The sequence below is a fragment of the Kordia sp. SMS9 genome (assembly GCF_003352465.1).
In the GTDB taxonomy this organism is placed as follows: domain Bacteria; phylum Bacteroidota; class Bacteroidia; order Flavobacteriales; family Flavobacteriaceae; genus Kordia.
Map to the genome: position 1 here is coordinate 4,563,492 of NZ_CP031153.1, position 19,730 is coordinate 4,583,221.

The 19,730-nt window shown below is 34.6% G+C and carries 15 protein-coding genes and 1 riboswitch; of the genes, 7 read left to right on the top strand and 8 right to left on the bottom strand.

Annotation, left to right across the window (positions count from 1 at the left end):
• Positions 1-49: 49 nt before the first annotated feature.
• Positions 50-526, bottom strand: coding sequence for a heme-binding domain-containing protein (locus KORDIASMS9_RS19375; RefSeq protein WP_114904438.1), 477 nt, complete (start codon positions 524-526; stop codon positions 50-52).
• 36 nt (positions 527-562) lie between these two features.
• Between KORDIASMS9_RS19375 and KORDIASMS9_RS19380 the strand changes: the two genes are divergently transcribed.
• From KORDIASMS9_RS19380 to KORDIASMS9_RS19390, 3 genes are all read left to right on the top strand, one after another.
• On the top strand, positions 563-1,135 hold the full coding sequence (locus KORDIASMS9_RS19380; RefSeq protein ID WP_114904439.1) for an adenylosuccinate lyase: 573 nt from the start codon (positions 563-565) through the stop codon (positions 1,133-1,135).
• Positions 1,136-1,204: 69 nt separating this feature from the next.
• Positions 1,205-2,548, top strand: coding sequence for an adenylosuccinate lyase (gene purB, locus KORDIASMS9_RS19385; protein WP_114904440.1), 1,344 nt, complete (start codon positions 1,205-1,207; stop codon positions 2,546-2,548).
• Positions 2,549-2,616: 68 nt separating this feature from the next.
• Entirely contained in the window at positions 2,617-3,153 is a 537-nt protein-coding gene (locus KORDIASMS9_RS19390) for a hypothetical protein (protein ID WP_114904441.1), read from the top strand.
• Positions 3,154-3,217: 64 nt separating this feature from the next.
• Here KORDIASMS9_RS19390 and KORDIASMS9_RS19395 read toward each other — a convergent pair whose 3' ends face one another.
• From KORDIASMS9_RS19395 to KORDIASMS9_RS19410, 4 genes are all read right to left on the bottom strand, one after another.
• Positions 3,218-3,757 carry a DUF4252 domain-containing protein gene (locus KORDIASMS9_RS19395; protein WP_114904442.1) on the bottom strand — a complete coding sequence of 180 codons (540 nt, stop codon included), beginning with the start codon at positions 3,755-3,757 and terminating at the stop codon, positions 3,218-3,220.
• Positions 3,758-3,853: 96 nt separating this feature from the next.
• Positions 3,854-4,393, bottom strand: coding sequence for a DUF4252 domain-containing protein (locus KORDIASMS9_RS19400; protein WP_114904443.1), 540 nt, complete (start codon positions 4,391-4,393; stop codon positions 3,854-3,856).
• A 3-nt stretch (positions 4,394-4,396) separates the two neighbouring features.
• Complete coding sequence (locus KORDIASMS9_RS19405) at positions 4,397-4,819, bottom strand: hypothetical protein (RefSeq protein WP_114904444.1); 423 nt, start codon at positions 4,817-4,819, stop codon at positions 4,397-4,399.
• Positions 4,806-5,315: an RNA polymerase sigma factor gene (locus KORDIASMS9_RS19410; protein WP_114904445.1), complete on the bottom strand. Its 510-nt coding sequence runs from the start codon at positions 5,313-5,315 to the stop codon at positions 4,806-4,808. Before KORDIASMS9_RS19410 ends, KORDIASMS9_RS19405 begins: the two co-directional genes overlap by 14 nt.
• A gap of 123 nt (positions 5,316-5,438) precedes the next feature.
• On the opposite strand from KORDIASMS9_RS19410, the gene KORDIASMS9_RS19415 reads away from it, so the two are divergent.
• On the top strand, positions 5,439-6,950 hold the full coding sequence (locus KORDIASMS9_RS19415; protein ID WP_114904446.1) for a S41 family peptidase: 1,512 nt from the start codon (positions 5,439-5,441) through the stop codon (positions 6,948-6,950).
• Positions 6,951-7,047: 97 nt separating this feature from the next.
• On the opposite strand, the gene KORDIASMS9_RS19420 is transcribed toward KORDIASMS9_RS19415, so the two are convergent.
• Both KORDIASMS9_RS19420 and KORDIASMS9_RS19425 read right to left on the bottom strand, forming a co-directional pair.
• On the bottom strand, positions 7,048-8,370 hold the full coding sequence (locus KORDIASMS9_RS19420; protein WP_114904447.1) for a beta-1,3-glucanase family protein: 1,323 nt from the start codon (positions 8,368-8,370) through the stop codon (positions 7,048-7,050).
• A 340-nt stretch (positions 8,371-8,710) separates the two neighbouring features.
• Positions 8,711-10,573 carry a TonB-dependent siderophore receptor gene (locus tag KORDIASMS9_RS19425; protein ID WP_114904448.1) on the bottom strand — a complete coding sequence of 621 codons (1,863 nt, stop codon included), beginning with the start codon at positions 10,571-10,573 and terminating at the stop codon, positions 8,711-8,713.
• A 66-nt stretch (positions 10,574-10,639) separates the two neighbouring features.
• Positions 10,640-10,875, bottom strand: a riboswitch (cobalamin riboswitch).
• 48 nt (positions 10,876-10,923) lie between these two features.
• Here KORDIASMS9_RS19425 and KORDIASMS9_RS19430 point away from each other — a divergent pair.
• The 3 genes from KORDIASMS9_RS19430 (at position 10,924) to KORDIASMS9_RS19440 (ending at position 14,134) form a co-directional block, all read left to right on the top strand.
• Positions 10,924-12,123: an ABC transporter substrate-binding protein gene (locus KORDIASMS9_RS19430; protein WP_371412747.1), complete on the top strand. Its 1,200-nt coding sequence runs from the start codon at positions 10,924-10,926 to the stop codon at positions 12,121-12,123.
• Entirely contained in the window at positions 12,124-13,155 is a 1,032-nt protein-coding gene (locus tag KORDIASMS9_RS19435; protein WP_114904449.1) for an iron ABC transporter permease, read from the top strand.
• Between the two features lie 220 nt (positions 13,156-13,375).
• Positions 13,376-14,134: an ABC transporter ATP-binding protein gene (locus KORDIASMS9_RS19440; protein ID WP_240321087.1), complete on the top strand. Its 759-nt coding sequence runs from the start codon at positions 13,376-13,378 to the stop codon at positions 14,132-14,134.
• Between the two features lie 414 nt (positions 14,135-14,548).
• Here the strand turns inward: KORDIASMS9_RS19440 and KORDIASMS9_RS19445 are convergent, their stop codons facing one another.
• Positions 14,549-19,378: a RecQ family ATP-dependent DNA helicase gene (locus KORDIASMS9_RS19445; RefSeq protein WP_114904450.1), complete on the bottom strand. Its 4,830-nt coding sequence runs from the start codon at positions 19,376-19,378 to the stop codon at positions 14,549-14,551.
• Between the last annotated feature and the right edge of the window lie 352 nt (positions 19,379-19,730).

Consider the following 19,730-nt stretch of genomic DNA (forward strand, 5'->3'; position numbering starts at 1 on the left):
GTTATCTTATTTAGCCTTTAGCAAAAAAATAAAACTAACAACCAAAAAACTACTTCGCCTGTTCAATTTCTATTGCTAAAAAGGTTCTGGCTTCTTTTACCCAAGCATCAATTTCTTTGATTTGTGCCTCCGACAGTTTGGCATCGTCATGTGTCCATAAATACGAAGGAATTGGCATGTGTCCTTTTTCAATTTCTTCGATGACTTCCTCTAATTTATGATCTTTTCGTTTTGCAGAATATGAACTCCATTCAGAGAAGTTTAGCTCTTCTTTTCCATGTTCTACATGTTCTGCCATCCAGTACGAAATTGGTTCTATATTGCTGTACCAAGGATAACGCGTATTGCTAGAGTGACAATCGTAACACGCTACTTTTAAAGATGCTTGTACAGAAGCAGGTGGATTGGTTTCTGTTAAAAACGGTTTTAAATCTGCTACATCACCTACATTTTTTTCAGGTCCAAAAAACTGTAAAATTATCAATACAATTAATGCTAAAACTGCAAACTTTTTAAGTATCTTCATGACGTTATTTTTATTTGGCTTAAAAGTATAAAAAGTATGACATTTGAACAACTCTACAGTGAGCTAAATTATGTAAATCATTCACGCGAGAAACGAAATTACTATGCCAACATTGTTTTGGGGAATTTAAAATTGTTACCTACATTACTCGACGTTGTATTTACAGTTGATGATAAAATTTCGGCAAGAGCCGCTTGGTTATTTGAGTTTGTAGCGAGAGAACGTTTGGATGCAATTCTCCCTTATTTAGATAATTACACAGAAAAAATGCACACTGTACATATAGATTCTGCCGTACGTCCTGTAGCAAAAGTTGCGGAGTATTTGATAGAAGCGTTTTATCACAAGAAAGAAAATTGCACACAAAAAAAATTAACCAAAAAACACCGTGAAAAAATTACTGAAACGTGTTTTGATTGGATGATTAGCGATCAAAAAGTAGCGGTAAAAGCATATTCGATGCGTTCTTTATTTTTATTGGGAAGTGAATTCGATTGGATTCACGATGAATTGTACCTGATTTTAGAACGCGATTACGCTTCGCAAAGTGCCGCATTTAAAGCCAGAGCAAGAGAGTTGATGAAACGTTTGAAAAAAGGACGAATTTGAAGTCGTAAAATTTTACTACATCCATCGTAACAAGTATATTTGTGTGCTTAAAACAACAACACACATACAATGAAGCTTACTCCGCTTAACGCAATTTCTCCAATTGATGGAAGATATCGCAGTAAAACCATCGCTTTAGCTACTTATTTTAGTGAAGAATCACTGATTAAATACCGCGTTTTAGTCGAAATTGAATATTTTATTGCTTTGTGCAATCTTCCATTGCCACAGTTGGAAGATTTTGATGCTTCTTTGTATGATGATTTACGTGCGATTTACGAGAATTTTTCAGCAGAAGATGCACAAGCCATCAAAGACATTGAAAAAGTAACCAATCACGATGTAAAAGCTGTTGAGTATTTTATTAAAGAGAAATTTGACCGACTAAATATTTCATTGTACAAAGAATTTATTCACTTCGGACTTACCTCTCAAGATATTAATAATACCGCAATTCCGCTCTCTATTAAAGAAGCCATTCAGCACGTATATCTTCCAGAATTGATTACAGTTTTAGAGAAATTGAAAGCATTGGCAAACGAATGGGCAGAAGTTTCCATGTTGGCACGCACGCACGGACAACCTGCTTCGCCAACGCGCTTGGGAAAAGAGATTGAAGTGTTCATTACACGTATTGAAGCACAAGTAGAAATGATGGCGGTGATTCCGCATGCAGCAAAGTTTGGTGGCGCTACCGGAAATTTTAATGCGCACAAAGTGGCGTATCCAACGATTGACTGGAAAGCATTTGGAAATGATTTTGTAGAACGTATTTTGGGCTTACACCACTCGTTTCCAACGACGCAGATAGAACATTACGATCATGTAGCCGCCATTTTTGACGGCATGAAACGTATCAATACGATTGTTATTGACTTGGATCGTGATTTTTGGACGTACATTTCCATGGATTATTTTAAACAAAAAATTAAAAAAGGAGAAGTTGGTTCGTCTGCGATGCCACATAAAGTGAATCCGATTGATTTTGAAAATAGTGAAGGGAACTTAGGCATTGCCAATGCTATTTTTACACACTTATCTGCAAAACTCCCAATTTCAAGATTGCAACGCGATTTAACCGATTCTACCGTATTGAGAAATGTAGGTGTTCCTTTTGGACATACGTTGATTGGTTTTCAGTCAACTTTAAAAGGTTTGCACAAGCTTTTATTGAACAAAGCGAAGTTTGAAGAAGACCTAGAAAATAACTGGGCAGTCGTTGCAGAAGCCATTCAAACCATTTTGAGGCGAGAAAATTATCCAAATCCCTATGAAGCTTTAAAAGGTTTAACAAGAACCAATGAAAAGATCACACAAGCTTCAATTGCCGATTTCATTGACACTTTAGCAGTTTCTGACGCTGTCAAACTGGAATTAAAACAAATAAATCCAAGTAATTACACAGGAATTTAGCAAATAATAGCTCTTCACATTGTTTTTTTCTTAATTTTGCAACGCCAAGAACTAACAAAATAAACACAGTGACGATCAAACTCACACAATCGCAAGACGATAATAGTTTTGATGATGCGCTACAAAAAGGAAGACTCCAAGTTAAAAAAAGAGTCTACAACGCAGCTTTTAAAAACTTTATTAACGATAAATACGCTGAAGGAATTCATTTCGGAAACATGAGCAGTAATCTGGAAGAAATCTTGAAAAATTTGTCGTTAGATCACCTCATGGTAGGCGTTGTCAAACTTCCAAGACTTGATGCAAGCACTTTATCTGTGATCAATGAAAAATACAATGAGTTTTCTGATTTTGATTTGTTTGAGAGCTTTGAGTGTACGCTTTTAGCAAAAGACAATGTGAGTTCTAAAGATTTCAAGGAAGGAATTGAAAAATTCCATACAAACTTTTTGGAACTTTATAATCAAAAAGCACACGAAGAAGTGATGGAGCGTGATTATGAAAATCGTTTACAAATTAAGAAAAGAGAGATTCAAGAAATCGTATTCTTTACAGTTCTTGCAGTTATTGCATTGATACTAATTTACTTCTTTATAAATAGGTAACTTTTATTGGTAAGATATTAAGATATATGGATACACGTAATATACAACATGTATCCATATTTTTTTAATTGGTGCCCATTAACTTTGTAATACTAGTTAAATCAAAATTTAGTGGCGTATTTCTTTGTTGCGTTAATTTGTACAATTCCATAAATTTTTCAATCGTCATATTGTCACCAATAATACGAGTCACGGCAAAACCCATTTCTTGATTGGATAAGAAAATTACAATTTCGTCCATGGCAGTATCAGTGCCAATATACTTTACAACACCTTTATTGCCCAAGTTCATTAATTCCTCATACTTCTTGTTTTTAAGGATCGTTTTAATGTTTTTTCTTTCTGAGGTAAATTCCGTTTGTTTTTCAGGAGTTGTTCTGTAAAATAATAAGTTGATGCGATCTATGGCATCTAAGGCTTCTTCTTGCTTTTCTGATAATTGAATGCCGTCTTGTCGTAACAGACTTATGGGAATGGTACTGGATGAAAACCCTGATTGTTCTGCGTGATCGATAAAGTAATTTTGCAAACTGTTTTTATCGGAACAACTTGTGATTGCGACGCCAATACATAACAGCAGTAAAAATGATGAAAATGTTTTCATAATGATTGATTGTTTTTTGATGTGATGAATATATGTATAAATGCGTCAACGAACAACTATTGTTCATTGACGCATTTTGTAAACAGTGTATGTATATTAGTTTTTCTTAACGTTCTTTAAGTGTTCGCCACCAGGAATGTTCATTTGGCTGGTCAACTTGGATACTTGCGTCAAATCAATATCTCCAAGCAATGAAACCACCACCGTATTGATTTTACGATCTTTCATTTGTATTTTATCTTCTAATCCGGTAATGTACATTAAAAGTTCTTTAACATGCGTTGGGCTTTTGCCTTCTTTCACATAAAATTTTACACGTGTATCACCGTCTCTTACTTGCATTAACTCTTCTAACTTTGAAGAACGTTTTCCAACCCAAGTTTTCAATTCGGCTGAAATTCCTTTATCTTCCGTAGCTAACACTTGCAAGCTTTTCATGCTATTTACCATTGCCAAAAATTCTTTGGCTTCAGGATCGTCAGCGTCTATGCCCATATCTGCAAGCATTTTAAACATTCTAGGTTTAATAGATACGTACGTTACGTTGTCATTATCTGCATATTTCTCAAAAATATTTTGTCCAAATGTAAGTACTGGCAGTGCCAATAACATTACTAATACTATAAACTTCTTCATTTCTTAATTGTTTTCTGTTCTAAAAATTTTGTTCGTTGTTTCTTCTAATTGTGTTAAATAGTTGATATGACTCGCTCCTGTATTGAAACTTTCAGACACGAGTGACATGGTCATTCTAAAATCTTGAAAAGCTTCTTCAGCTAGTCGTTGTTTTTCCCATTCATTTACGAATAGACTTGTTGTGAGAACAAATACGGCAGCAACAGAAATCCATTTTAAATAGTTTTTTCTAGGTTTTAATGGAACGTTGCGAGTAGACTTCTCGGCTTTTAGATCGGTAAAATATTGAAACATCGGTTGGTATTGTTCTAAATGCGGCGCCACATTTTTTTGTGAAAAATACACTTGCAACTCTTGTTCCTCTTGAACGGTTGCCGTTGCTTCAAAATACTTCTCTATTAGTTTTTCTATGTTAGCTAACTCCATAGTTGTGTTTTTTAATAAGTTCTTGTCTTATATATTTTCTTGCTCTTGATAGTGCTACTCTAATTGCGGTTGGATTCATGTTGACTACTTTGGCAATTTCCTCAAAATCATACTGTTCTACATCTCTCAATTGTATGATAATTTTTTGTTGCTCTGGCAGTTGTTCCATAATCTGATGTACAATACTGACACTATCTTTTAATTCTACTTCTTTCTGTAATGATGTGTTTTCGTCTTTATAATTGCTATGAACTAATTTTAAATTACTTGCTTGTTTTGATTTTAATTTGTCTAAACAATAATTTTTCGTCATCGTCATGGCAAAAGCTTCCACATTATTATACGCTTCTATCTTCGATTTTTTAGACCATAACTTTAACAATACTTCCTGTGTAGCATCTTCTGCTTCTTCGTTTGAAACTAGCAAACGCTTTGCCAATCGGTACAATTTGTCTTTAAAAGGCAATACAGTATGTAAAAATTCTGCCTGTTTCATTAGTATGATCTATTAATTTCGGTTAGTTATAAGGAAGACGAACGAGTTACGAATTTGTTACAAATAATTTTTATTTTACAATAATGTCGCTATTTTTAGTGTTTATAAAAGTAAACACAAACTATGATAAAGAAAATTATGAATGTAAAAAAATGGCTATTCCTATTTGTGGCGGTTTCTACAATGCTGACAAGTTGTACGGATCAAGATGACAATTTGTTTAGTGTCCCCGCAAATATTGAAGTTCAAGATTTTGTATGGAAAGGATTAAATCTGTGGTATTTCTGGCAAGGAGAAGTCACAGATTTGGCAGATAGCAAGCTAGATGATGCAGAAGGATATATTGCTTTTTTACAAAGTTTCCCGAATCCAGCAGACTTATTTGAGCATTTGAACCATCCTGACGATCGTTTCAGTGTTATTGTAAGCGATTATGATGCATTACAAGATTCACAACAAGGAACCTCAGATACAGATGGTGCAGACATTAGCTATATTTTCCTCAATAGCGGAAGCAATGAAGTGGTAGGTTATGTGCGTTATATCATTCCAGGATCTGATGCAGCTTCAAAAGATATTCGTCGTGGAGATATTGTATATGCTGTTAACGGACAAAGCTTATTTTTTAATTCAGAAACCGATAATAATTTAGATTTGCTTGATGCGAATTCGTACACATTCAATTTGGCAGATTTAACGATCAATAGCGGCGTACGATCTATTACACCAAATGGTAGAAATATTGATCTGACAAAATCAAACATTACAGAAAACCCAATTTTAATAAATACTACATTTGATGTGGGCGCTAAAAAAGTAGGGTATATCATGTACAATCAATTTGTGTCTAATTTTGATACACAGTTGAATGGAGTTTTTGCAGATTTTGAAGGACAAGGAGTTACAGAACTCATTTTAGACTTGCGTTACAATCCAGGTGGATTTGTAAGCAGTGCCATCAATCTTGGTAGTATGGTTACAGGACAGTTTGACGGACAATTATTTACCAAATTCCGTTACAACGATAAAATTCAGCCACAGCTAACGGACGAACAAGAAAATCGTTATTTTAGAAATACATTGAGTACAGGTGCAGCAATTAATAGTTTAGGCTTAACCAAAGTATATGTTATTACTACAGGAAGTTCTGCTTCTGCCAGTGAATTGGTCATCAACTCATTAGATCCTTATATTGATGTTGTACAAGTTGGTGCGACCACTAGAGGAAAAAATGAGGCTTCGGTATCTTTATACGATTCACCATCGTGGACGTTTACGGACGATCAGTTAAACCCAAATCACAAATGGGCGATGCAACCACTCATTTCTCGCCTAGAAAATAGTGCTGGCTTCTCTAATTATACAGACGGATTGAATCCTGAAGTTGAACTTTCGGAAGATTTAACAAATCTTGGTGTGTTAGGTGATGAAACAGAACCTTTATTGGCTGCGGCTTTGGCAAATATTGCAGCGGCTGGAAGATCACTCAACTTTAATAGCAATAAAAATATTCCTATTGATTTAATTACGGATACAAAATTACGCAGAATCACTGCAGATCGTATGTATATTGACTTAAAAGTGGGCGATAGTGATGATGCATTGCAAAATCATAAAGTGATTATAAACGAATAAAAAAAAGTGTCGTTTCTCACTACTTGAGAAACAACACTCACTCGTAAAACTAGTGTAAAAGCTGTTTCATTGTAGATAATGAAACAGCTTCTTTTTTTTATGCTAATTTTTGAATAGTGACAATAGCACCAGTTGCATTTTTGTTAGCTAGTGTAGAATCACTTTGCGTGACATCGTCAAATGCAAACGCATAATCATCTCTATGAATAGCATTTGCATGAATAACACCTGCGTAGACATTATAACATTCAATATCAATTTTTTTAGCTGGATTAGCTGGATCAGGAATCTGAATTGTATTGTTATAAAAATTTGATTTGTACGAAGTCCAATTTTTACCGTTTGGAGACAGTGTTGACGTTGGTGGCATTAAAGACAAAACTGCGTCAGGAATGCTCTTATGTGCTAAAATTCCAACATTAAAAGCAGCTCCTAAATTTTTTGCAGGAACCGACGTAGGCGTATTATTGGGTGCAGCAAATAGATTGGCACATCCAAAAATACTATCCTTTATTAGATCGCTTCCTACGGGTTTAACAAAAGAAATAGCTGGAAGTGGATTTCCTTGTGCGTCTTTTCCAGAAAACACAAATTTTCCATTGCTTACAACACCTTCAAAAACAACATTTTTATATTTAGGGTTTGCTTTTGAGATTTCAGACATATCTACTTTAATTGATTTTCCGCTTCCACTTTTATAATAATCCCAAACATGATCTACATAATGTTGAAACAACGAAGCATCAAATTTATGACTCACTGGCGGTTGTTCCACCAAAGCTTTGTTGGGTGCAATGACCCGTAATACTTCAAATTTTTGCGTGGTGGTATTCTTAATTTCTTGAATAATGGCGCTCCAATTGTTGGCTTTCAAATTAGAACTAAAACTAGTAAACACCGTTGCTTGATCTACAGAAAAACCTTTAGGTCCATTTTTAGTACCATTTGATAACGTTTCCTCTAATTGTAAAGGAACACAGAAAAAATCAACATTTGTGATATCTATATACGGGAATCCATCAGTTGGCAAAAAAGAAATTTCGAATTTGTCATACGTAATATTAAAATTCGGATTGGAAGGATTGGCAAAATCTGGCGGAACAAGTCCACTAAACGTAATCGCTTTTCCAAAAGAAAGATATACAATACCCGAATTAATATGTGGCATGTTTATAATGTTTCCTTTTGGGCTTGTGCTTGAAGGCAAACTAGAAAGCTTTACAGCTACCGCAGAGTTTCCCCACTTCTTATTGGCAAGGTCATAAAACTGTTGCTTTTTATTATTTGGAATAGAAGCGTCAATTCCTTTAATGATGATAAAAACATCTTTTAAGGAAGCTGAATTGTTTACAATAGTAACTGGAAACGGAACAGGAGAAGTGAAAGTCCTAGCTTTACTTCGTTGAAATGGTTGTAACATGGTGGTCTGTTTAATTTTCTTTACAAGATAATGCAAGTCCTAGAAACTTATAAACGTATAAACACCTAATTTTCAACAATATCAAAAAAAGCCATTGGTTTCCCAATGGCTTTCAACTTATAATAACGTCAGTTTGATATAACTTTATTTACATGTAACTGATTTTTAATACTTTGCTAAAAATGTCAAATCGAGCGCAGTCGAGATTCAATTGAAATTCATGTAATTCTTATGTTCTCGACTGCGCTCGAACTGACAAATAATTAATATTTAATGCTTTATGTTCAATATTAATCATTCCTACGTCGAATTCATGTTATAATAGGTATTATATAAACGTTTATAGGTTTAAAGAAAAGCCAATGCGAACATTGGTTCCTCTTGTTGTAAATCCTGTAATTTCTGTGTAATCTTCGTTAAAAATATTGTCTATCGTAACAAATCCGCTCCAGCGTTTGTTAAACTGATGATTCAAGTTTGCACCAACTAAATTGAAGGCATCCAAGGTTACATTTTGGAATGTTGAGAAGTCAGTATCCAAACGATCCGAAGTGTACTGATACGTTACTCCTGCATTGGTTTTATCAGAAAATACATAACCAACGTTTACGTTTGCTTTGTGTTTTGGAATACGCAATACATCCACATCTTTCTTCTCCGTAAATGTATAATTGGCATTTACCGTTAAATTTTCAATTGGTGTCGCAAAAACTTCTACTTCTACACCTTGTACTGTAAAATCTGTTTGTACGTTTTGATATTCGCCTGCAAACGTATAAAAATCAGTCACTACGTAATCAATAAAATTTTCCTCTTCTCTGTTAAAATATACCGTGCTTACGCGTAACTTTTCAGACAACTTTACTTCTACTCCACCTTCTAACGTAGTGTTTTCTTCAGGTTCTAAATTTGGATTTGGTCCAAAATTTCCGAATAATTGCGATAATGATGGCGCAATAAAAGACGTACTATACGAACCAAATACTTTGGCATAACCTTCTCCTAATTTCATTCGGTATGAAGGATTCAAATTGTATGTAAAATGTGTTCCGTATTCACTGTGGTTGTTGACACGAACTCCAGCATTTACGTTCAATCCAAAATCAGACACATACACAACATTTACATACGGATCTACAATAGAAGACGATTCATTCCCTGTAAAAGTCGTTTGGTTGTCAATATAATTAAGTCCTACAACCGTGTAGAATTTATTGCTAAAATTGTATTTATTAAAAATATCTACTGCAATTGTTTCTCCTTCAAAAGCAGAAGGAAAGTTTGAGAAAAACTCACGATCAATAGTCGTATACGCAGCATTCATGGTAACACTTCCGTTTTTGTAGGTGTACTTTGGAGCAATTCCAAAACGGTATTGGTCAGATACACTTTCATATTCTGCATCTATTCTTGGCGAAGAACTATCAAAGCCATTTCTAAATTTATCTTGCGAACCAAAAACACTCACATTGAATGCGTCAGAGAATTTATAACCCACACGTACATTGGTATTGACACGAGAAAAACGATCGCTTTCTTCTCCAATCACAGCAGATAAACCATCGGTACTTTGGTGACCAAAACTAACGGCATACGTTACATCGTCTACAGTTCCATCAATACGAGCACTGTTTGAGAAATCGTTTACATTATACTCTTGATCGTCTTGTGATTGATTGGTTCCAAAAGAACTATTTACACGCAAAGCAATCGTGTCTTTTGAAGCTTTTTTAGTGGTAATATTAATCACAGCGGTTGCCGCGCCACTTCCATAAAGCGTACTTGAAGCGCCTTTTATAATTTCAATCGATTCAATTTGATCTAAAGCAATCAAACGCAAATCAAAATCATTGGCAATCGAAGAAGGATCATTTACTTGAATTCCATCAACCATGATCAATACTTGACGGTTGTTTCCACCGCGAACAAAATAACTGAGGTTTTGTCCTGCATTGCTTCTGCTTCCCAAAATTTCAATTCCACTTTTGGTATTGATAACTTCGGCAACAGTTCTTCCTTGATTTCTTTTAATTTCTTCGCTAGAAATGCTAATGACCGTTTTTCCTGAATTTTCACGTTTCAATGCGTGACGTGAATCTGAGATTACAACCTCATCTAATTTTTCAGTGTCTTCTTGTTCTTGTGCAAATACGGCAGTACATGCCAAAAACAAAGCACTAACAGATAGTACTGTTTTTTTCATTTAATTTTCGTTTTATGGGAATAAAGCATGGGTTTTCCATACGCAAACTTTTATCCCGAAAGTTTGACATTAATTACGAAAAGTGGCAGGTCTCCTGACTTGCAATTTGCTATATACCTTCCCGAAAATTCAGTGGTCATGTAGTTATAGCAATTCATTTTTGAAATGAAGTACTGCATACGCAGCACATGCTTACAGTTGCGGGAACAGTTCAAGACTGAAGGCGTGTTGCCTCTTCACTTGATTCCCTTTTAATCCGAGAATACTAACGCATGCTCGAAACCAAAATTCGCTACAAAAATAAACATTCTTTCATATCAATCTACATAAAAGTGGAAATAATAGTACTTTTGAAAAAATTAGGAATCATATCCATGCGATCAATCAAATCATTTTTTTGCCTTTTATTCGTAATATCCATCCTTAGTTTCTCGTGCAAAACGGAAAAGAAAGCACCTCAAAAAGAGACACTTCCATCTATAGAAAAATCTTCAACTACCACTGAAAATTTACGGCATGCTCAAAAGTTTGCTATTGAAAAAACAGGTGATATTACATTGATTACGGTATTTTCGCCTTGGCCAAATGCTAAAAAAGATTTTAAATACGCGTTGATTCCGAGAGAGAAAGCCGCTGCAATTACGTTAAATCGTGACGAATATGACGCAATTGTGTTGACGCCTATAGAACGAATCGTCGTGACTTCCACCACGCACATTCCAACCTTAGAAATGTTAGGTGTTGAAAATACCTTGGTTGGTTTTCCACAAACGAATTATATTTCTTCTGAAAAAACACGTTCCTTAATTGATGCCGGAAAGGTGAAAGATATTGGTCAAAATGAGCAAATTAACATCGAATTGCTAATTGATTTACAGCCCGAACTCGTCATTGGTTTTTCCATCAACAATTCCAATCCAACCTATAAAACCATTCAAAAAGCGAATATTCCTGTGGTGTATAATGGTGATTGGACAGAAAAAACGCCGTTAGGAAGAGCAGAATGGATTCACTTTTTTGCACCATTTTTTCAAAAAGAAGCCAAAGCAACAAAAATTTTTACTGAAATAGAAAAAGAATATTTGGAAGCCAAAGTCTTAGCACAAAAAGCAACTACCAAGCCAACCATTTTAGCAGGTATTATGTATAAAGATATTTGGTATTTGCCTGCGGGCGAAAGTTTTCAAGCGACATACTTGAAAGATGCAAACGCTGATTATATATGGTCTGAAACGGAAGGAACTGGAAGTTTGTCACTCAGTATTGAAAGTGTGTTAGACAAAGCTGTTGATGCCGACGTATGGATTGGTCCAGGACGCTATAAAAGTTATGAAAACTTGAAAGAAGCGAGTCGATTGTATGCTGAATTTGAAGCGTTCCAAAACAAAAAAATATTCAGCACTGCCAATACTGTTGGAAAAACTGGCGGCACTATTTATTATGAATTGGCAGCAACACGACCAGATATTGTGTTGAAAGACATTATTAAAGCCATTCATCCAGAAATTTTGCCAAATTATCAACCTTTCTTTTTTAAACCTTTGCACTAATTGGCGGATCAAAAAACATATCGTGTTACGTTTATCATCTTGATTTTAGTCTTGATTGGATGTTTTTTGATGAATATTAGTTTGGGTTCGGTTACGATTCCATTAGAAGGTATTTTTGATGCGTTTACTGGTGGCGATATTGAGAAAAAAACCTGGCGAATCACCATTTTAGACATTCGTTTGCCAAAAGCCATTGCCTCTATTTTAGTTGGTTTTGGCTTGTCGCTCAGCGGTTTGTTGATGCAAACACTTTTTCGAAATCCACTTTCAGGACCTTTTGTCTTGGGATTAAGTTCTGGTGCCAGTTTGGGCGTCGCTTTATTAATTATGGGCGCTTCAGCATTTGGTGGCTTTTTTGGAACTTTACTACTATCTAGTTATAGTTTGGTGATTGCAGCAAGTTTGGGAAGTTTTTTGGTATTGTTGACTGTGATGGTAGTTTCTACGCGTGTAAAAGATACGATGTCTATTTTGATCATCGGATTGATGTTTGGAAGTATCACCGCAGCGATTGTAAGCGTACTGACCTATTTTAGCGATGCAGAAGAATTGAAACAGTTTATGATGTGGACCTTAGGTTCTTTAGGGAATTTAAGTTGGCAGGAACTTGGAATTTTAGCGAGTTTGATTGTTGCAGGAATCTTATTAAGCATTGTTTCCATAAAATCTTTGAATGCGTTTCTGTTGGGTGAAAATTATGCCCGAAGTCTCGGAATTGATATCAAAAAAGCACGTTACACCGTAATTATTGCAACAAGTGTGATGGCAGGAAGTTGCACGGCGTTTGTAGGACCAATAGCTTTTATTGGTTTGGCAATTCCACATATTACACGTTTATTTTTTAACACAACCAATCATAAAATTTTAGTGCCAAGTGTCTGTTTAATTGGTGGAATTTTAATGTTGGTGTGCGATAGTATTGCGCAAGTCCCGTTTTATGATATTACCTTGCCTATCAACGCGATTACGTCTATGATTGGTGCGCCTGTGGTGATTTGGTTGTTGGTGCGTAAACGGAAGATGATTTTTTAGAACGCTATCGCTGTTAGATCGTTTCACTTTAGACTCGGTTTCGCTCTTAGACTTGTTCCTACGAACGCAGAAACTCACAAACTCACAAACTCATCAACTCATCAACTCATCAACTCATAAACTCATAAACTCATAAACTCATAAACTAAAAAAATCGTACTTTTAGCATTCCAAAATAAAACATATTTCAACAACAAACACATATCCAGTTTTACAAGCATTGTCGCTAAGTATTGGCTATCAAGAGAAAGCGAATACGAAAGTGATTGCCGAAGCGATTGATTTTAAGATTTCGAAAGGGAAATTAGTCGCTTTAGTTGGTGCTAATGGAATTGGAAAATCTACATTGTTGCGAACGCTGGCAAAGATTCAAGAACCGCTTTCGGGAGAAATTATGCTGCAAAATAAGTCGCTTCACTCCTATTCGAATGCGGAATTGGCTAAAGAAATCAGTTTGGTGTTGACTGAACAAATTCCTTCTAAGAATTTAACTGTTGTAGAATTGATTGCACTCGGTCGTCAACCATATACCAATTGGATTGGGAATTTGTCTAAGAATGATCACACAATAGTGGAAAATGCTTTAGAAAAAACCAATTTACACGAATTGAAACATCGCAAATGCTATACATTGAGCGACGGACAACTTCAAAAAGTAATGATTGCACGCGCATTGGCGCAAGATACTTCTATGATTATTTTGGACGAACCTACGACACATTTAGACATGTATCATAAAGCTTATGTGTTGAATTTGTTGAAAAAATTAGCACACGACACCCAAAAAACCATGTTGTTTTCTACTCATGAAATTGATTTGGCGATTCAGTTGTGTGATGAAATGATTGTGATGAATGCTGGTAATGTATTTTCAGGAACGCCATGTGAATTGATTGCACAAGGGATTTTTGAACAATTATTTCCAAACGATTTAATTGCTTTTGATGCGAGTTCAGGAAGTTTCAAAGTGAAAAATTAAATCTACTACAACCAAAAAAACGCCTTATCCGAAGATAAGACGTTTCCATAAAAACTAACCAACCAAAATGTAATACGACTCTTTTACGCAAGTAACCAGCTCTTTGTACTGTCATCATCGTAATACACATTATATAAGACAATATCTGTGCCAAAACGTTACAGAAACCCTTAAAAGAATTCGTTTTTTGTTAAAGATTTTAGAAAATTGTGTTCATAAAAAAAACACCTCACAAATGTGAAGTGTTCTTTTAACTAAACTAACCAACCAAAATGTACTTGACTCGCTGTACGCAAGTAACCAGCTCTTTGTACCGTCATCATCAAAGTACATATATTACAAACCAACTTCTGTGCCAAATATTGTATTACAGGTGAAATTCTAACATAATTTTAGCATTTATTGGGTTCTTTACTATAAGTTGGTTTTTACTTTTTCGTATTGCAATCTTGGTAGTACTATTTTATATTCTTTTTCTTCGTTCTTATCATACCAAAACACTAAATATTCAACAGAACCTGCAATCAATTGGTATGTATCTTTTTCAAAAACGACATGCTTTTCTGTTAGAAATTTTTCGGAAAATAGTAAGATATTAGCTGTATTCAAGTTCGCTAAGCCTAAAGCTTCATTTGTCTTAAATTGCACAATGTCTTTTTGTAACTTTTCTCCTGAAATTAATTTTGAAATTAGGTGCGGAATATTTCTAAACTTTATGGAATTTAAATTAATTTCTTCATGATTCAAAACAACTTCAAAAGATGAAGGTTGCTGTGTAGTTCCTTTAAAATGAATGGTTTCCAATGCATTACTTTCAAATTCATCAAAGAAATTGCTGTTGCAGTGCAATTGTAAACTGAGTTTTGCTCGCGAACAAGCTACATATAATACGCGCTTTGCTTCTGCTGTATTGAATTTATAATCTTCCAACAATACATATACGTGATCAAATTCTTTTCCTTTGGTTTTGTGGATGGTAGCAATTACTATCACATTGCTGTCCGCATTGACTGCATCTTGCATGTTAATTTCATGAATGTAATCATACCAATCGACAAGTAATTTGTGATTGGGATAACTTTTTTCAAATCTGGAAATGACAGCTAAACAAGTTTCTAAATGAATGCTATGTTGGTGTGTGTTTGCAAAAGCTTTTTTCGCTTCTTGCCAAACAACATCCAGAATGAATCCGGCTTCATTTTTTTTACTTTTTACATCGTTTGTAAACGTTCGTATTTCATATAAATCGGAAAGTCGGAAGCCTTCCAGTCCTGTGATGAGTTTTGTTTTTTGTCCTGCGCTTTTTAAGAACGTTTGTACCATTAACGCTTGCTTGTTGGTTCTTACCAATACTGCTCTGGTTCCTGTATAATCATCGGAAATCAGCCTGTTCACCAATGATTGTTCTAAATAATTTGAGGTGTAGCGGATCAATTGAATCGAAGCATTCAGTGCTTCCTTATGCGCAATCAAAGTTTTTGTTTTGATTCGATTTGGAATCGTTGTTAAAAGTTCATTGTTAAAAGTTACTATTTCTGAGCCACTTCTATAATTTTTAATTAAAGTATAAGGTTTGGCATTGTAATTTTTATGAAAATCGCGCATGTGTTTGTTTGACGAACCTCGAAATTCATAGATATTCTGGTCGTCATCTCCAACTGCAATCACTCTAATATTCTCTGCCTTTTTGATAATTATTTGTATCAATTCCCATTCATCTGCATTCACATCTTGAAACTCGTCCAACAACAACACACTTTTGTTTTCTATGGCAGCAATGTCTATTTCATCATTTTTAATGGCTTCTACACAATCTTTGATGATGTTTTGCGATTTTTCTAAATCTCCCAATTGTCCCAATAACTGAAAACAGAACCCGTGAAATGTTGTTATTTTGATAAATCGTGCATATTCAGGTACCAATTTTGTGGCTCTGTCTTTAAATTCTAATGAAGCTGCTTTGGAAAATGTCAACATTAAAAATTGTTCAGGTTTAATGTCTTCTAATAATAATAAACTCGCAATTTTGTGCACCAACACTCTGGTTTTTCCACTTCCTGGACCTGCCAATACGAGAATATTTTTTGATTTCCCATCGTTGACAATTGCAGCTTGATCTGTGTCTAATTCTTTTAAAATTTGTTTGAAGCGTTTTGGACTCAAACACCTACTGATTTCATTTTTCCTTCTCGGAAAATATTTCGCCAAAAATTGTTCATAGGGCAATTTAAAATACCGATCAACAAACGATAAGGCGTCTTTGTAGTTTTGAAGTCTAGATTTTGCATATTCGCCTACAATATGAATTTGTTGCGTTTTATGCAGGTAATGCGTTTCCATTTTTTCATAATTCTCTTTTGTATATCTTGGAATAGAATCATCAATATTTTCTACATTCAATCGATTGTAAAACACCATAAAACCACCTTCTAGTTGAATGGATTTTATTTGATTGAGGAACAACAACGTACGCTCATATTGCTGTATTTTATAATTTTTATTTGTGCTAAAAAGTCCAGCACCTTCATTTTTTGCTTTCAGCTCCAACATCGAAAAACCAACTGGCAAATCTCGTTTTTCATCATCGGTTTGCTGTTCCTTTTGTTCTTGATAAAGTTGCACCAAAATTTCTAGCGTATCAACTGCCAATTGGTGTCGCCATTCCATATCTTTTACAAGAGTTTCATATTCTTTTATGGTGATGTTGTACGTTTCTGTTTCTCGGTGAATACGATTTTTTTTGATGAAGTTTCGAATTTCCCAATAATTGAGAATATTTTTAATGTCACTTACGGATGTTTTTTCCACATTCGCATCAATCATTTTCTGATTCAGTTCTCGCAAGGAAATTTTAATATCTTTTTGAAGGAATTGAAGTAATGTTTTTTCAAGAATTAAATAGCGTTTTAAGATATTCTTTGAACCATATTTAGATTGTACTAAACTGATAAATGCTGTCAAATCTTTAGCATCACCTAAAATTTTCAGTTCTCTTAGGGTGTTGATAACATTAGAAACTTCTCTAATAGGCAACCCTGTTAAATCAGCCAAATAATCCACTCTACACTCGTCGTGCTTGTACACATATTGCAACACTCTAGCACATTTTTCTTTTTCATGGTCTAAAATAATACTGTCATTGATGACTTCTCTGGCTTTGTCTAATTTTGGATACAACAAACTATTTGCATACACACGAGGAGAATTCTGTTTCCGCTTCAAAAACCCTTGATCTTCCAATGCAGCAATCGACGTTTTTACTTTCGTTTCCAAGTCTTTAATTTCGGTATCCCAACCTGCTTTTTGTGCAATTTCTAATGCAGACTTGCTAATGTTTTTATTTGTTCTATATTTTGATAGAAACTTTAATGCTTGCCAGACTTGCTGAATTTCTTTTTGATTGATTTTTGTTTGTTGCAATAAACTAAAATGCTTGTTTAAGTCATCTTCATTAAATAATACATAACATTTTGCTTCAATTTTTTCGTCTCTTCCAGCACGACCAGCTTCTTGTACATAGTTTTCCAAAGAATCTGAAATATTGTAATGAATCACCGATTTTACATCGTCTTTGTCAACACCCATTCCAAAAGCAGAAGTTGCTACAATGATTTCTTTTTCATCATTCATAAAAGCATCCATCTGTTGTTTTTTTACATCTTTGTTGAGTTTTCCATGAAAAAAAGTGACTTCGAATCCTTTTTCTTTTACCGTTTCATAAATTTCCTCTACTTTTTTGGTGCGCGAAGCATAGATAATGGCTGGTTTTTCACAGTCTTCCAACAACAACAATAATTTGCCCATTTTTTTGCCAGAATCTTTAATGTCAATCACTTCATATTTTAGATTTACACGACTTGCTCTGGTCACAAATTCTTTGAGTCGAATGTTTAATTTTGATTGAAAATACGCTTTGATGTCTTTTATTACTTGTGGTTTTGCCGTTGCCGTAAAGCAAGAAACAGGAATGTTGCCTGAAACTTCTTTGGACTGTAGTTCTTTTATAAACTCCCCGATATATAGATAATCGACTCTAAAATCTTGTCCCCACGAAGAAAAACAATGTGCTTCATCAATGACAAAACGTGCAATGGATCGTTGTTGTAAAATTCTCAAAATGGTAGGTGAACGCAAGGATTCAGGTGAAATGTAGAGCAATTTTGCATCGCCATTTTCTACACGTTCAATGGCGTCTTGCCGTTCCAAAGGCGATAATAATCCGTTGATGGCGACTGCTTTTGTAATTCCGAACTTTTTTTCCAAATTATCTACCTGATCTTTCATTAAAGAAACCAATGGAGAAATTACTACCGTTAATTGTCGCGCCAACGCACCTTTCATCAAAGCTGGCAATTGAAATGTGAGTGATTTTCCGCCACCAGTGGGAAACACTGCTACGAGAGAATCTGAAGTTAATCCAGCTTGTACGGTTTGTTCTTGCAGACTGACTATCGCATCAGCATCAAAACTTCTAAAATTATCATAGCCGAAATAGGTTAGTAACGCTTTCCGCGGATGTAACTTTGAATTGCAATACTGACAACTCTCATTTCCGCAATATTGAAAACGTATTTTATCTAAAATTTGCTGTGTTTTCGGATATGTTTTACGAACCCAATTGGGTAAGATAGAATTTTCATTCGCCGTAATTAATGCGATTACGTATGCGAATTCAATTGGACTTTCTTCAATAATGGTTTCAATATCAGACAGGTCGCATATCGTATTTTTTAAAAAGTGAGATAGCGAATTGTTTGAAACTGTTGTTGGTTGAAAGTCAACTACCTGTAAAAACCCATTGTAATCTTCAGATGTGTAAAGTAAGCTTGCAAATAGTTGCTTTTTTTCTTCAGAAAGTAATTTGAAGGCATTTTGTTCATCGCTTAATAGTTCTTTCGTAAGGATACAATCAGAAAGTGGATTATTATAATCATTTTCATTGAGAATTTTATACCCTTTTACTAATTTATGGTATGGGTTTTCATTAAACAAAATTGGCGACCAAAGTAAGGTATCTACTAATTTTTTATGTTTAAATATTTCATCCCCAAGCACTTTTTTCAACAACGGAATGTCGTGCGCTATGATATTATGTCCGCAAATATACTCGGCTTCTATTATCCAAGGTTTCAATGCTTCTACTGCTTTGGTATGTAATTTTCGATCGCCTAACAACGCACCAACATCTTTGATTTTGCCTTGTTGTGTAGTTTCAATATCTATGTACAGTAGTTTCGTATTCATATAGTATATTCGGCACAAAACTTTCAACATTTTGTGTGGCAAACTATCTGTCTAGGGTTGACATTGGGGAATTGACAGTGTTTGTATTTTGGTTATTATTTTACAAATCGTAAGACAATTTACTAAAAAGAAGTGAATCTCCTATTTAATAGAAAGAATTTTCGATCGGAATGATATATTGTATTTCTCTAAAAATGATACATAATACCAATTTACATTTAAAATGGTGTAAGAGCAAAATACTAAAAAGGAGCTTCTGTAAAGTTGCAAATTCTGTTTTCTTTAAAAACAAGAAACACCTCACAAACGTGAAGTGTTTCTTTAAAACTAACTAACCAACCAAAAATGTAAT